Origin of the sequence: Balneola sp. EhC07 (assembly GCF_001650905.1) — a bacterium.
In the GTDB taxonomy this organism is placed as follows: domain Bacteria; phylum Bacteroidota; class Rhodothermia; order Balneolales; family Balneolaceae; genus Balneola.
This window is the reverse complement of sequence record NZ_LXYG01000017.1, coordinates 453628-469587: the sequence shown is the minus strand read 5'-3', so window position 1 is coordinate 469587 and position 15960 is coordinate 453628. Positions and strand designations below refer to the sequence as shown.

12 protein-coding genes are annotated in these 15960 nt (G+C 40.2%); 8 read left to right on the top strand and 4 right to left on the bottom strand.

Features of this window, described 5'->3' with window-relative positions:
* Positions 1 to 25 precede the first annotated feature (25 nt).
* Complete coding sequence (locus A8B79_RS11340; RefSeq protein WP_066222561.1) at positions 26 to 2434, bottom strand: penicillin acylase family protein; 2409 nt, start codon at positions 2432 to 2434, stop codon at positions 26 to 28.
* Positions 2435 to 2586: 152 nt separating this feature from the next.
* Here A8B79_RS11340 and A8B79_RS11335 point away from each other — a divergent pair, with 152 nt between their 5' ends.
* Positions 2587 to 2952 (top strand): four helix bundle protein, encoded by a 366-nt coding sequence (locus A8B79_RS11335; protein WP_066222557.1) that lies wholly within the window; start codon positions 2587 to 2589, stop codon positions 2950 to 2952.
* 76 nt (positions 2953 to 3028) lie between these two features.
* On the opposite strand, the gene fsa is transcribed toward A8B79_RS11335, so the two are convergent.
* On the bottom strand, positions 3029 to 3688 hold the full coding sequence (gene fsa / locus A8B79_RS11330) for a fructose-6-phosphate aldolase (RefSeq protein WP_066222554.1): 660 nt from the start codon (positions 3686 to 3688) through the stop codon (positions 3029 to 3031).
* A 177-nt stretch (positions 3689 to 3865) separates the two neighbouring features.
* On the opposite strand from fsa, the gene A8B79_RS11325 reads away from it, so the two are divergent.
* From A8B79_RS11325 to ribB, 7 genes are all read left to right on the top strand, one after another.
* The gene (locus A8B79_RS11325) at positions 3866 to 5260 is read left to right on the top strand and encodes an efflux RND transporter periplasmic adaptor subunit (RefSeq protein WP_066222551.1); all 1395 of its coding nucleotides are present in this window, start codon (positions 3866 to 3868) and stop codon (positions 5258 to 5260) included.
* 3 nt (positions 5261 to 5263) lie between these two features.
* On the top strand, positions 5264 to 8392 hold the full coding sequence (locus A8B79_RS11320) for an efflux RND transporter permease subunit (protein ID WP_066222547.1): 3129 nt from the start codon (positions 5264 to 5266) through the stop codon (positions 8390 to 8392).
* Positions 8389 to 11535: an efflux RND transporter permease subunit gene (locus A8B79_RS11315; RefSeq protein WP_066222544.1), complete on the top strand. Its 3147-nt coding sequence runs from the start codon at positions 8389 to 8391 to the stop codon at positions 11533 to 11535. The genes A8B79_RS11320 and A8B79_RS11315 overlap by 4 nt, the downstream gene beginning before the upstream one ends.
* Positions 11536 to 11630: 95 nt before the next feature.
* The gene (locus tag A8B79_RS11310; protein ID WP_066222542.1) at positions 11631 to 11936 is read left to right on the top strand and encodes a YtxH domain-containing protein; all 306 of its coding nucleotides are present in this window, start codon (positions 11631 to 11633) and stop codon (positions 11934 to 11936) included.
* Between the two features lie 123 nt (positions 11937 to 12059).
* Complete coding sequence (locus A8B79_RS11305; RefSeq protein ID WP_066222539.1) at positions 12060 to 13346, top strand: aminotransferase class V-fold PLP-dependent enzyme; 1287 nt, start codon at positions 12060 to 12062, stop codon at positions 13344 to 13346.
* Positions 13347 to 13439: 93 nt separating this feature from the next.
* Complete coding sequence (yajC, locus tag A8B79_RS11300; RefSeq protein WP_076782588.1) at positions 13440 to 13763, top strand: preprotein translocase subunit YajC; 324 nt, start codon at positions 13440 to 13442, stop codon at positions 13761 to 13763.
* Positions 13764 to 13772: 9 nt separating this feature from the next.
* Positions 13773 to 14951: a 3,4-dihydroxy-2-butanone-4-phosphate synthase gene (gene ribB, locus A8B79_RS11295; protein WP_066222533.1), complete on the top strand. Its 1179-nt coding sequence runs from the start codon at positions 13773 to 13775 to the stop codon at positions 14949 to 14951.
* Positions 14952 to 14955: 4 nt separating this feature from the next.
* On the opposite strand, the gene A8B79_RS11290 is transcribed toward ribB, so the two are convergent.
* Positions 14956 to 15543, bottom strand: coding sequence for a signal peptidase II (locus A8B79_RS11290; RefSeq protein WP_082894157.1), 588 nt, complete (start codon positions 15541 to 15543; stop codon positions 14956 to 14958).
* Positions 15544 to 15557: 14 nt separating this feature from the next.
* Positions 15558 to 15956, bottom strand: coding sequence for a TraR/DksA family transcriptional regulator (locus A8B79_RS11285; protein WP_066222926.1), 399 nt, complete (start codon positions 15954 to 15956; stop codon positions 15558 to 15560).
* Between the last annotated feature and the right edge of the window lie 4 nt (positions 15957 to 15960).

Sequence of the window (15960 nt, the reverse complement as noted above, 5' to 3'; positions counted from 1 at the left end):
TAAGCTAATTACTCAATACTAAGTACTATTTGAGTTCAAGTTTATATAAATATTCTTTGGGTTCTTCTTTCATGAAATTGAGTTCGAAGAGTTGTCCCGTTCTCCAAGGATCAACCATGAAATCGTAGTTTGGTGACCCCGGATTTCCGGAAGCTCCACCCGGATATAATCCATAACCTTTTACTTCAGGGCCAAGTTCAACAACCATCCTCCAGGAAGGACCAAATCCACCTCTGGTTGCATTTATAGCTTCGGAAGATCCTGAACTGAATAAATTCTGTCTGCCCAAACCCGGAATACTTGCTAAATGATCAATATCATTATCGATGAAATAACCCCATTTCCATTTATCACCAAACTCACCTAAGTAATTCTCAAGCTCGGCTACTGTTTCATGAAAAGATATAGTTACGATGTCGGATCTTGTTTCAATTTTATCGGTATCGATATCATCTATGAATTTAAAATTCGGTTCAGCTTTTATGATCTCCACAAAACGATCTCTGGAAGGATATCTGAGTGTAGCTTCTGTTGTTTCATATTCATCATAAAAAACAGCTCTGTAAAAATTACCTGACCAGTGACGAAAAAATGAAGGCGCTATTTCATCACCATCCATAAAATAATCCCACTCTTCCATTAATTGAAAAATTTCTGCGTCAATACTGGACAAGCTATCTCTATCCATCCATTCCAAAAGTGAAGGAAGCAAGGTTTCAGCATAATAGCTGTAACTGTCCATTTGCATTTCCTGCATGTCCTTTGCTGTGATATCCTGCATAGCCGCAAGTTTGTCATTGATTCGACGCCCTCTTTCAAAAGGTGCGAAATCATCATCCAGATAATATGGATAATCGGGAGCTGCTGACTCTTGGTTTGCAGAGCTTACGAAACCTCTTTCGGGATTTTTTACGTGAGGATTATGTTCGAACGGAATCCAACCTTGCCAATCATATAACGGATCTGTTCCATCACTTACTGTTCTTCCCTGATATTCCCACTTATTTGGTAGCTTACCATTAACCCATAAAGCAATGTCTCCTTCGTTACTTGCAAATACAAAATTCTGAGCCGGAGCAACGTAATGACTTAATGCCTCCACATAATCATCATAATTTTCAGATCTGTTCAATCCATAAAAAGCACGAATATCATTGGAAGCTTCATGAGCGATCCACCTTAGAGCATGATAAACGGGTTTTTGTTCTTCATTAATATTTGATTCTACTTTTGTAACCGGGCCGTGATGTGTGTAGATAACCGTATCTAATACTGTTTCTCTATCTTTAACTTTGATCGCTTCGATTCGCATTGTAGTTGGTTTCCACTTTCCATCGTGCCAATACTCCTTTTGAGTTTCATCTTTAAATTTGATCTCGTACCAATCCATAACATCTGTCCCGACATTCGTGACACCCCATGCTATATTTTCATTAAAGCCGATCACAATTCCGGGTGTACCTTGTAGTGTTACTCCATAGGTATTTATACCCGGAGCATGTAATTGAACTTCGTACCAAATAGAAGGAAGTGTTAAACTGAGATGAGGATCATTTGCTAAGATCGGATATCCTGATTTTGTTTTCGACCCTGAAACTGCCCAGTTATTACTTCCCACTCCTTCAGGTCGTTCATATTCTCCCAGCTCCACTGCTGATGCCGGTTTAAATAAAGTATCCGGAGCTTCAACGGGAATTCGTTCAAAGTCCCATTCTTTAGATGACGGAATGATCGGATCGTTTAACTCAGGTTTAGCTTCAAAGAATTTCTCAATGAAATCTGCACCAAAATATTCCATGGTGTTACTGGTTCGATCATCGTTATTTCCTCCGGCAAGTGTTCGGGTCATGTTTTTCAGAAGATGAGCAGTCTTGATTGGTGTCCATTCTTCCGGTTCAAAATCCAGAATTTTATACTCTAGCGGATAATTCTTGGGTTCCAATGATGATAAATAAGCGTTAACTCCATCTGCATACGCATTTACAATTTCCCAGGTTTTAGGATCTTGCTTCATCGTTTCCAGAGCTTTTTCAGCGCCATAAGGCATTCCTCTCCTTCGGGTGGTTTTGTCTCTGCTTAATGCTCTTTCCCCAATTTTTTCAGCTAATCTACCGGAGGCATCTAAGGTTTGAAGCTCCATTTGAAACAGTCTGTCTCTGGCAACAACATAACCTTGAGCAAAATAGAGATCGTATTCATTTTCAGCGAAGATGTGAGGCACTCGTCGTTCATCAAAATATACAGAGGCGTTCCCATCAAATCCCTCTAAAGCTAATTCATTGGATTCCGGGAGATCAATTTCGGCATTAGCCCAAAAACCGGACTCAGGGTCTACAAGTTTTCCGATTGGGGGAATTGTACCGAATTGGGTGTTTAGGGATACAATTGCTACTACAAGAATTAATGAAGGAAGCAGAGCTTTTAAATAGTTCATTTACTGGTGTTAAAGAAAGATGGTGTTATAGTGTGAGAGTGTTATGGTGCGACAGCGTTATGGTAGTTGTCCGAAAGTAATTTTAGAAATTCTGTAAGGAATTGGGTTTGAAACTGTCTGATTATAGAGAAAGGAATTTAATAAAGAAACTAATGCCTAAAATAACCGCTTTTGAAGAACTTACTTGTTGGAAAGAGGCCAGAACTTTAGTTAAAAAAATATATTCGGCAACTCACGAATCACCTTTTTCTAAAGACTTTGGATTACGAGACCAAATCCAACGAGCTTCCGTGTCTGTAATGACAAATATTTCGGAAGGGTTTTCAAGATATCACAGAAAAGAATCGGTCAGGTTTTTTGATTTTTCTCAGAGTTCTGCAGCCGAAGTTAAAAGTTTGCTCTATGTAGCAGAAGATCTTGGATATCTCTCAAATGAAAAGGCAAAAGAATTAAGAGAACAGGCGACTTCTTGCCAAAGATTGGTGTTAGGGCTTATAAAACATTTCAATAAACAATAGTGTTATGGTGTGACGGTGTTATGGTACTAGGGTGTTATAGATTACCTCGAAGCTATAACACCATAGCACCCTAACACTATTTCTTTAAACTAGCCTGCAGATCTTCCCAATCTTTTAGAAATCTGGCAAGTCCGGAATCTGTTAACGGATGCTTCAACATTCCCATAATTACATTCAATGGCATGGTTCCGACATCAGCTCCAACTTTGGCACATTCCACAACATGCATCGGATGACGAATACTCGCAGCCAGCACCTCTGTTTCAAATCCGTAATTCACGTAGATCTGCACGATATCTTCGATCAATTTCATACCGTCACTTGAAATATCATCCAATCTTCCCATAAACGGAGAAATATAAGTTGCTCCTGCTTTTGCTGCGATCAACGCCTGTGTTGGAGAAAAACAAAGTGTACAATTGGTTTTAATTCCTTCCTCAGAAAAAGTCTTGATAGCTTTAATTCCATCTTTGATCAAAGGAATCTTTACTACTACGTTATCCGCGATCTTTGCGATCTTTCTCCCCTCTTCGATCATTTCATTGTAAGTAGTTGAAACCACTTCTGCAGAAACATCGCCTTCAACAATATCACAGATCTTTTTGATATGGCCTTCGAAATCACGAACCCCGATTTTAGCACATAAACTTGGGTTTGTAGTTACCCCATCCAGTACTCCAAGGTCGTTAGCTTCCTGGATTTCTTCGAGATTTGCTGTGTCTATAAAAAATTTCATTCGGTAGTGAGAGTTTGTTGAAGTTTTGTCGCCTAAACATACGAAATCGAAGCATCCTAATCATTATGTAAAACGATATTTATGTTGCTTCTTTTTACATGACCGGTATGTAAGCCATGAACTAAATAGCGAACTTTACTGTCTATAAATCCACAAATTAAAATAACTTTTACGGACGTGACCAAACTTACTTTATCTGCAGTTTTACTTTTATCACTAACATTAATCGGATGCGGTAGTGACGCCGAAGATTCCAATCCGGCACAAAATGCACAATTTTCCGGATGGGGAGGCGGTGGATTTGGTGGTGATCGCGTAACCAGTGTAGAAACAGAACCGGTAACTCGTCAATCCATTTCAGAGCAAGTCAAATCTTTTGGTACAATAAAAGCTCAGGATGTAGTTGCTATCAATCCTCAAGTAAGTAATCGTATTGTCAAACTTTATGCTGATTTGGGTGATACTGTTCGGCAGGGTCAGATTCTTGCCAAAATATATGACCCCACTTTTAAAGATCAGCTTCAACAGGCAAAAGCACAATTGGAACAAAGTAAAGTAGCCATTGAACGCGACAGCACTCAATTTGCACGTCAACAAAGATTACTTGAGTCTAATGCAATTAGCCAGGCTGAATTTGATAACGCTTTTGCTACCTATCGCAACAGTGTTTCTCAATATCAATCAGCTGTAGCTTCAGTTACTCAGGCCCAAGAAAATTTCAATAATACGGAAGTTCGTTCTCCTGTACACGGAGTTGTAATTTCCAGAACCGGCGCCGAAGGAGATATCGCAAGTGCCGGACAAACCCTTTTTGAGGTTGCAAATCTTGTAGGTTATGAAACTAGAATATATCTCCCTGTTCAGGATTGGAAAGCAGTAAAAATAGGTCAGGAAGTTAATCTTAGAGTATCAAACGAAAAAGAATCATCAGCTAAAGGAGTCGTTTCCCGTAAAAGCCCGCAGCTTGATGCCACCACCGGTCTCGGCGAAGTGGTGATCACACTTACAGAAATCGGACCAAATATCTATCCCGGAGTACTCACTGAGAATGTGATTAGTATCGTTACCAAAGATCGGGCTATTGTAATTCCAAGAAGCGCCATGGTAGAGAAGGTTGAAACTATTGTAGAGCCTGAATCAAATACTATTCAACTTCAACGAACTTACTCAGTTTTTGTATCTCAGGGTGATTCTGTTGCTCAACTCAGAACTTTAGAATTGGGGATTGAGCAGGGAGACAGAATTGAAATACTTTCAGGATTAAATCCCCGGGACAATATCATTGTAACAGGTCAACAGAGTCTTCAGGATCGCGGATCTATAAGAGTTGCATCCGGTTCTGACTTTCAATCTCCCCAACAGCAACGAGTGGCTGGTGACAATCAAGCTGGTAATGGTCAAAACAGACAAGCTCGCCAAGGTGGCGGCAGACCCGGACAAGGCGGAAATCCCTTCCAAAATATGAGCGACGAAGACCAAGCAAAAATGAGACAGAGACTACAAAATATGAGCCAGGAAGATAGACGCGCTTACATGGATAGCCTAAGAACAGCTAACGCTTCAGGGAATTAAAAAATGGGTGGACTTTCAAAACTGGCTGTAGACAGGCCTATTACCTTTTTAATGACAAGCCTGATCTTAATTGGGTTTGGGATATTTGGTGTACTTCAACTTCGTTTGAACCTTTATCCAGATGTAAGCTTCCCAACCATAACTATTTTTACCGGTTATGAAGGTGTGGCTCCGGAAGATATGGAGACATTGATCACTAGACCGATTGAAGAAAATGTGGGAAGTATCAGCGGAATCAAAAGAGTTCGTTCTCTTTCCAGCCAAGGTGCTTCTGTAGTAAAATTGAACTTTAATTGGGGAACCGATCTTTATGAAGCTGAAAATGATGTTCGTAAGCAGTTAGGTTCAATTGAAAGATCTATCCCAAGAGACGCCGAAACTCCGTTGGTATTCAGTTATGATCCCAATCAGGAACCTATCATTGTATTGGCGTTGACTTCTGAAGCACGAAGTTCTCGCGACCTCAGAACTTATGCTACACAGATTCTGGAACAACGCATAGAAAGAGTAAATGGCATTGCTTCAGCAGAAACTTCAGGTGGACTTGAAAGACAGATCAATGTAGTTATAGATAATGAAAAAATGCGGTTGTATAACCTTACAATTGCACAAATTTCATCCAGACTAAGTGCTGAAAACATTCAGGTTCCGGCCGGTCAGCTTACAGAAGGTAATACGGTTTACTCGCTTCGCACCATGGGAGAATTGAAAAGCGTTGAGCAAATCAAAAATACAGTAGTAGCCACCAGAAATGGACAGTCACTCTTTTTGAGAGACGTTGCAGAAGTTGAAGATGGCATCGCACAACCAATAGGAAATGTGCGTGTGGATGGAGAAGATGGTGTCATTATCAATGTATATCGTCAGAGTGATGCAAATGTAGTAGTAGCAGCAGAAGCAGTGATTGAAAATCTGGAAGAGATCAAAAAAAGCCTGCCTGCAGATGTACAAGTTGAAGTTCTTACAAACAAAGCAGAATTCATTAAGCAGTCTATTGAGAATCTATTATTAACCGGCGTTCAGGCTATAATTTTGGTAGTTCTTATTCTGCTGGCTTTTCTTAGAAGTGGACGTTCTGCTCTTATAATTGCGATCTCCATTCCTGTATCTATTGTTACAACATTTGCTGTAATGGACTTTGCTGATCTGAGTTTGAATATCATCTCGCTTTCGGGTTTAACCCTTGCAGTTGGATTGGTAGTGGATGATGCAGTAGTAGTACTTGAAAACATTTTTAGATTCCGTGAAGAAGGCAAAGGACGTAAAGACGCCGCGATCATGGGTGCTAAAGAAGTAGCCGTGCCTGTGGTGATATCAACCTTGACCACCTTGGTTGTATTTCTGCCAATCTTATTTGTGCCCGGTATCGCAGGATTTCTTTTCAGAGATCTGGCATTAACTATTTCCTTCTCACTATCGGTTTCTTCATTGGTGGCTCTTACACTAATTCCAATGATGACTTCTCAATTCTATAAGGATGGGGAATTATCTATTGAAGCAACAAATAAAGTCGCTAATTTCTTCAGTGATCTTCTGAACAAACTCGAACAATGGTATTCCGAAAAGCTTGATAAAGCTCTTCATAAAAGCGGACTTGTAGTACTGGTTGCAATTGTATTTTTTGTTGCTACCCTACCGATCTTTAATATGCTTGGTGGTGAGTTTTTCCCTCGAGTTGATGAAAACGCATTTAATCTGGAAGTGACCAGAGAAGCAGGCGTTAGTTTGCTTGAGTTGGAGCGTTCTATCGGTCAGGTAGAAAGTATTATCATGAAGGAAGTACCTGAAGCCAGGATCATTGTATCTGATTATGGAGACAAAGATGGAATTGAGGGAGCCGATAATCCCGGCGGATTCACAGGTGCCGTTCGTGTTGAATTGGTACCAAAAGATGAACGAAGTCGTACACAGTTTGAAGTAGTGAGTGATCTGCTCAAAAAACTGGAGATCGTTCCGGGTGTCAGTATACAGGAAACTATTCAGGATCCATTAAGTCCTGATGGCGAAAATGGACTTATTGTTCAGATCTTTGGATTTGATGCTGAGGTAAAGAAGAATTTATCGGATGGTGTCAAAGAAAAGATCACCCAAATCGATGGCGTAGTAAGTGCTTACAGTACTGCTGATCAGGGCCGACCTGAACTTCGGTTGGTGCTAGACAGAGAGCGTATTGCTCTGGTTGGGATGAATACTAATCAGGTTGCCACTGCATTAAGTGATGCTGTTCAGGGAAATATTGCCACAAGTTTTGTAGATCAGGGTGTGGAATTTGAAGTAAAGGTAGAATTGGATCCCAAACAAAAAGCTGCCTCTACAGATCTGGAAAATATACAAATTCAAACTCCTGCAGGAGATTGGTTACCACTCAGAACTCTTGCCAGAATTGAACGCTATACCGGCCCAACTAATGTGACCCGAATCAATCAGGAAAGAGTGGTAGAGATCTTAACGGAGTTAGATGGAGTGGATCTTAAAACAGCCAGCGCTGAAGCCCGTGAAATTCTTGATGAAGTTGAATGGCCTGATGGCTACCGTTATGCGTTAGCAGGATCGGCAGAAGAACAAGCTGAGTCATTTAACTTTTTGCTTATTGCTTTTGCTATCGCAGGAATTTTGACTTATATGGTTATGGCTTCTCAATTTGAAAGTCTGATTGAGCCATTCATAATCATTTTTACTATTCCTTTGGCGCTGTCAGGTGTTTTGATCATTCTTGGAATTACCGGAACGGCGATCAGTGTAACTTCCATGGTGGGACTCATCTTGCTTTCGGGAATTGTTGTAAATAATGGAATTGTAATGATCGATTACATCAAGATCTTACAAGCAAGAGGTATTGATCGTCATGAAGCTATTGTGAAGGGTGCTACACGTCGTCTTCGCCCGATATTGATGACTGCTCTCACTACCATTTTATCCATGGTTCCACTTGCTCTGGAATTGGGATCCGGTTCTGAAACTTGGAGCCCAATGGCCAGAACAGTGATCGGTGGTTTAACCATGTCAACCATTTTGATGCTTTTTGTTGTACCCAGCGTTTATAATCTGATTAACAAAGGTGTTGACAACCTTGGATTTGACGCTGTTCATAAAACTGATCCGCTTTTGGAAAAAAATGAGGTCCTATCATGAAAAAGTTCAATCTTACCGGTGGTATTTTAAACCGACCAATCACTGTGATCATGTGTACACTGATCGTAGTAGGATTTGGTGTTTTTTCACTTACAAATTTAAGAGTTACCCTTTTCCCTTCTCTTAATATTCCGGTTTTGGCGATCTCGTCAGGATACCAGAATGTAGCTCCGGAAGACATAGACCGACTTATAGTAACTCCGATTGAAGGAGCCGTTTCTGCCATCGAAGGAATTGAATCGTTGGAAGCCCGTGTAAGTCGTGGAAGTGCATTTGTAATTTTACGACTTTTTGAAGGAACTGACATCCGAAAAACGGAGCTAAAAGTCCAAAAAGCTATCGATCAGATCCGAGCTGATCTACCTGCTCAGGCTCGGGCACCTGCTATCTTTCAGTTTGATCCGGAAAGCAGACCGATCATGCAATTAAGCATTAACTCTGGCTTAAGAGGATTGGATGAATTACGTGAACTAGCAATAGAACTTGTGGAGCCAAGACTGGAACGAATTGTAGGTTTGGCTTCAGCAGACACACGTGGCGGACTCGAAAGAAGAATTTATGTAGATGTATCACCAATGAGCCTGGCTCAACACAACATTGTACCTCAGGATCTGGAAAGTGCAATAAGTTCAAATAACGTACAGCTGCCGATTGGAAATGTAGTAACTCAAAATATTAGCTATAGTGTACGAGCTCAGTCGTTATACGAAGATGTTGAACAGATAAAAAAAACCATTATAAAAGTTTCGGATAACGGCATTCCGATCAGAGTTGAAGACGTAGCGGATGTTTCTGATGGTTTTACAGAAGTTACCAGTTTGGTAAATGTAAACGGCAATAACAGTGTTTCTATTGAGATACAAAAAAACTCTGACGCCAACACCCTTGATGTAGTAAAAGCTGTTGAAGAAGCTGTTCCCGGGATCAATGAAATTCTTCCCCCCGGCGTGGAACTCAGAATACTTTCTGATGAAGGTCAGTCTATTGAGGATTCTATCAATAACCTTTCTCAATCTTCCGTAATAGCACTTATAGTAGTTATTTTTGTAATTCTGATCTTTATGGGCGGGTGGAGAATCTCTTTAGTTGTAGCCACTTCCATTCCTGTTTCTATCGCTGCCAGTTTTGCAACTATGTATGCAGCCGATCTTACTCTGAATATTTTTACCATTTCTGCATTAGCTCTCGCGATCGGACTATTAGTTGATAATGCCATCGTAGTAGCAGAAAGTGTTGCCAGAAAGTTAGAAGATGGATTAAGTAAATTTGATGCTGCTCTTACAGGTACTAATGAAGTGGTGGGTCCTCTTCTGGGTTCTACCCTTACAACTCTTGGAGTATTTATCCCTATCACACTGATCAGCGGAATTCAGGGAATTTTCTTTAAAGAATTCGCGCTTACCATAAGCTTTGCGATCGCAATCTCCTTTATTTGTTCTATTGTCTTAGTACCCGTTTTATCCGTTTTGGTATTGGATTCCGAGATGTTCAATAAAAGAAATTTCATGTTTAAAGCGATCCATAAGCTGGAAAATGGCTATGGAAAAGTATTGAGTTGGTTACTCCTTCATAAATGGATACCCGGATTAGCACTGATCGGTATTTTATTTGGAACTGTATTTATTTATCAGGGAATAGATAAAGAAGGTTTTCCTGAAACAGATTCGGGAGAAGTAGATGTAAACGTGACCTTAAAAGAAGGAACCCGTTTGGTTAAAACAGTGGCAGTGATGAAGGATTTTGAAACTCAATTGTTACAAAAACCAGAGATCGAAACCGTTGTTTCTTCAATTGGAAGAAGTCGGTTTACCGAGCAAACCAACCGTGGTAGTTTTACACTCAAACTTGTTCCCCTCGAAGAAAGAGATATTACCAGTAGTGAACTTGCTGCTGCTCTCCGGCAAGAGTTAACCGCTCCGGGAGTAACCATCCGTGCTTCTGTGGAAGGTGGCGGATTACGCTTTGGTGGAAGAGGTTTCAGGTCGGGAGGCGGATCCATAAGACTAAGTCTGATTGGTCCTGAAATGGAAGAATTGCTTAAGATTTCCAAATCCATAGAAGACAGATTACTTGATGACCCGAATATCATCCAGGTAGATAACGGACGAACTGATCCAACCCCGGAAATGCAATTTGTGTTAGACAGAAACCGAGTCGGTTTACTTAATTCAAGTATCAGTCAGGTTGCTAATGCATTGCGTACTCAGACATTGGGTAATCAGGCGGGTTACTTCAGAGCCGATGGTAAGGAAATTCCTATTGAAATTCGTACGGCCAAGAGCTCGCTTAAATCCAGAGAAGATCTGTTTGATCTGGAAGTGCTTCAATATGAAGATCAGCGAGTGCCTGTAGTCGCGGTTGGTGAGTTTGTTGAAACTAAAGGAGTAGATTCCTATCAGAAAAGAAACAGAGAAATTTTACTCGATGTCAGCATTCAATTTACAGGTGACGCTAACGAATACCGTGAACTCATTACTAATTTTATCACAAATGAAGTGGTAATGCCTGAAGGTTATCGCTATGAATTTACAGGAGCAACCCGGGAAGCTGAGGAAGGTGCACAACAATTCTTATTTGCGGGTTTAGCCGCACTTGTGTTGATGTTCATGATCATGGCATCACTTTTCGAAAACTTCCGTGACCCCTTTGTGATCTGGTTGTGTATACCGATGGCTCTTTTTGGAGCTTTATTCTCTCTGTACATAGTTGGAAATCCGCTAAGCACTACCGGAAATATCGGATTGTTTATGTTAGTAGGTATTATCGTAAATAATGGAATTGTACTTGTGGATTACATGCACTTAAAAACAAGAGGCATGGCTTTTGATTTGAATAAAGGTTCAGAATTCCTTGATGGAATTATTTATGCTTGTAAAAGAAGAATGCGTCCCATTTTGCTAACAGCAATAACTACTATCTGTTCAATGATTCCGCTTTCACTTGAGTTAGGTGCCGGAGCAGAAATTTGGTCACCACTTGCCAAAACAGTAATCGGGGGCTTAGCCTTTGGTGTGATCTTTACTTTGTTTATTACTCCTACCATTTCAGTGGGCTTTAAACAAGTAATAAACTTCATTAGAGAAATTTGGGGTGCAATTCTTAAAAACTTCTTCTCTTCTAAAAAGCGAGCATTGGAAAGTTAATATGATATTTTTTCCTGAAACGATAGATATTGGAACTACGAATAGCTATTCTTGTTATAGTTAGAAAGAAAGAATTTTAATTTGAGGATTTTATTATGAACAAGTCAGGTAATTTTATTGCAGGCATTTTAACAGGAGCATTAGCAGGAACCGTTTTAGCACTTCTTTATGCTCCCGATACAGGAAAGAACACCAGAAACCGTCTTTCATATCAACTAAGCAACTACAAAGATGAGCTTAACGATCTGATCGCCCAGCTAAGAGAAGAAAAACAACAACTCATTTCCGAAGCAAAAGACAAAGGCGATAAAGTTGTTCAGTCAGCAAAACAAAAAGCTGATGATCTGATCAAAGAAGCTGAGACTCTTCTTGAAAGCATCGATGATGTTAAAGAAGGCTAAGTCTTTTCTCCTATTTTGAAATTTAAAGGATGATGTTCGCAAGGATGTCATCCTTTTTTTGTTTATACCTTGCTTTTTTAACCCCCAATCTTTAAATCTCAGTAATAAATTATTGGAGAAAATATGAGTTCACGTAAGCAGTTTATTAATCAAATATCCGGTGGGGCACTTGCTTTGGCTTCTACCGCTTTTCTTACCAAACCGCTTTCTGACTCTTTTTACGAAGAACTGAATTCGTTTTCAGGATCAGCTTTTGATATAGCAAAAGATGAAGATTTCTGGGCTACCGTACAGCAGGCTTTTACCGTAGATCGAAGTCTCATAAATCTGAATAATGGCGGTGTCAGTCCTTCTCCTGAATTTGTTCAAGCGGCTATGAAGAAACATCTGGACTTCTCCAATCAAGCACCTGTTTATAATATGTGGCGGATTTTGGAACCAAGACGTGAAGGTGTTCGCCAAAGAATAGCCAGAATGTTTGGTGTGGATACTGAAGAAATTGCTCTAACCCGTAATGCGTCTGAGAGTCTGCAGATCTGCCAGCTGGGAATAGATCTTAAAAAAGGAGATGAAGTTCTTACTACTGATCAGGACTACCCTAGAATGATCACTACATTCCAACAACGAGAACGTCGTGAAGGAATAAAACTCAATCAATTCAGTATTCCCGTTCCGGCTGAAAATGATGACGAGATCGTCTCTCTGTTTGAGCAAAATATCACTCCGAAAACCAAACTCATTCTAATGAGCCATATTGTTAATATTTCGGGACAGATCCTGCCTGTTAAAAAAGTAGTACAAATGGCTCGCAAAAAAGGAATTCCTGTTATTGTGGATGGCGCTCATGCCTTTGCTCATTTTACTTTCAAACAAGAGGACCTGGATTGTGATTATTATACCACCAGTCTTCATAAATGGCTGTTCGCTCCTCACGGAACGGGAATGTTGTATGTAAAGAAAGATAAGATCAAAGATCTTTGGCCTATGATGGCTGCTCCCGAAACCATGGATGAGAACATCCGGAAATTTGAAGAGATAGGAACGCATCCTGCTGCAAATTATCTAGCAATTGGTGAAGCACTTACTTTCCATGAAGGCATTGGCTCTGACAGAAAAGAAGCCAGACTAAAGTACTTGAACGACTACTGGATAGATCAGCTGATTGATAATGACCGCGTTGTGTTACATACCAGTAGAAACCCCAAATACGCTTGTGCAATTGCTACGGTAGAGTTGAAAGGCATTGCACCAAATGATCTGAACGCTGCCTTATGGCGGGATTACAGGATAATTACCACCCCAATCAATCACGATCAATTTAAGGGAATACGCGTTACTCCCAATGTGTATACCACGCTTGAAGAACTCGATAGGTTCGTTGATGCCCTCAAAGATCAACTCAAATCCTGAGTATCTTTAACATTTCAGATCGCCAAAAAGCAGTGAGATTCAGTCAATAATGCCGTATCTTTGGGCTTCTAATTAACTATTAAAAATTTATAAATGAGTTTACTTACGTTTTTTCTAATGGCACCACCTGCTGAAGGTGAAGGAAGTGGATATACAAGCCTTATCTTTATGGGCGCTATCTTTGTGGTTTTTTACTTTTTCATTATTCGTCCACAAAGCAAGAAACAGAAAGAAATTCAGAACAAAGTTTCTGAAATGAAAAAGGGCGACAAAGTTGTTACTTCTTCAGGAATGATTGGTGTGCTAAATACAATTGAAGACGATTCTGTGTTGATCGAAGTTGGTGGAAATGTCAAGATCAGATTTTTGAAATCCGCTATCAATGATGTGAATCCAAATAAGCAGGAAAAAAAGTAATTCAGTCAAATGAGTGACTCTATAAAATTTAATACCATCCCTGAAGCCATTCAAGACATTAAAAATGGCAAAATGGTTATTGTTGTCGATGATGAAGATCGTGAAAATGAAGGCGATTTTCTGATGGCTGCAGAAATGGTTTCTACCGAAGCTATAAATTTTATGATCACTCATGGCCGTGGGTTGGTTTGTGCACCAATCAATAAAAGTCGTGCCGAAAAGCTAAAACTTACTCACATGGTCACCGATGGCGCTGATCCTGATGAGGCCAACTTTACCATTTCTATCGATCATAAAAGATTGACAACCACGGGCATTTCTGCTGCTGATCGCGCTAACACTATTCGCGAAATCGCAAATGAAGATGCAAAACCTGTTGATTTCAGAAGACCCGGACATGTTTTTCCACTTCTTGCAGTAGATGGCGGTGTTCTTCGCCGTGCCGGACATACTGAAGCTGCCATTGATCTTGCAAAACTAGCCGGATTAAAACCTGTTGGTATTATCTGCGAGATCATGAATGAAGATGGTGAAATGGCTCGTGTTCCGGATCTTGCTAAGATCGCACAGAAATATGATATGAAATTCATCACCATTAAAGATCTTATTGCATACCGTAATGAGAATGAATCTTTAGTTCACGAAGTGATGGACATCAATATGCCGACCATGTATGGTGATTTTAAGCTCAGAGCATTCAAAGAAAATCTGACGGGCGACATCCACATGGCGCTCACAAAAGGAAGCTGGAATAAGGAAGAACCTGTTCTCACACGTGTTCATTCTTCTGATCTGATCGGCGATATTTTCGGAAGCCGTTTGAATGATACCAGTGAGTTGCTTCATCAGGCAATGCTTCAGGTTGAACGTGAAGGAAAAGGAGTCGTTCTGTATATGAACAGAAATCAACGTGGTTCCGTGCTTGTAAATCAACTTCGCACATTAAAGGCAATGCAGGAAGGCAATCCTGAACCAGAGGAAGAAAATAACAATCCGAAAAAAGGCGATTCCAGAGATTACGGAATAGGTGCTCAAATTCTTAAATCTTTAGGCGTTTGCAAGATCCGTCTTCTGTCCAATAATCCGGTGAAAAGAATTGGCATCAAAAGTTTTGGATTAGAGATCGTAGATCAGGTTGCTATCGATACAAGTATAGATTTTCTGGACGATCCTGTAAGAAAAAACTAGCCTTTTATTTCTTAGAAATTTCCTCTACAGCTCTTTCTTCACCGGCAACATCTACTTCTGCTGCAGGCTCTTCTTTTTGTGAAGCCGGAAGAAGTTTCTTGCTGAAGATCAATAACGAGATGATTGAAACAGAGATGCCAATATCAGCTACATTAAAGATATAAGGGAAAACTGTCCAGTCATTTATCTGAAGGCTGAAATAGATAAAATCGACTACATGTCCTTCAAGAATTCCACCGTTGCCTTCTACATATCCCATAAAAATTCTGTCCGAAATATTTCCGAAAGCTCCACCCAGAATCAATCCCATAAATATCAGATATCCTATAGAAGCTGTTTCAATGGAACGGAGTAAATAAACCAAAATACCTGTTACCGCCAGAATAGCGACTGAGCTCACCACGATGGTTGGCAACCAGTCTATCCCCATTGCCATTCCGGGATTCTGAGTATAATACAATCGCAACCATCCTTCTATCAGAACTTTATTATGAAGTTCGGGAGACGTTCGGATTATGTATTTCGTGATCTGATCCAGTATCAGAACAACAGCAGCCGGCGTTAAAAGCGCAATAAGTTTGGTTCGATTCAAATCTCTTTGATTAATTATCTACGCTTTAGTTTCGCATCAATACTTAGCTGCGTATGTGGCACTGCTTCCAGTCTGCCCTTGGCAATTTTCTTACCTGTAACTTTACAAACACCATACGTTTTATTGTCGATACGCTTGATAGCATCATCCAGATACTTGATAAATTTTCTGGTACGGTTCAACAGTACATACGTTTTTTCACGTTCCTGGGCATCCGTTCCGGCATCAGCCATATGGAAAGAATAGGCTGATTCGTCAGAGGCATTTTCCATGCTTTCGCGAAGAGACTTCTGTAATGTATTCAGTTCGTCTTCTGATTCTTTTAGCTTCTTTTCGATTATTCCACGAAAATATTCAAGCTCTTTGTCGGTATAAGGAGATACTCTTTCCTCGGTATTTGATTTATCAGCCATAACT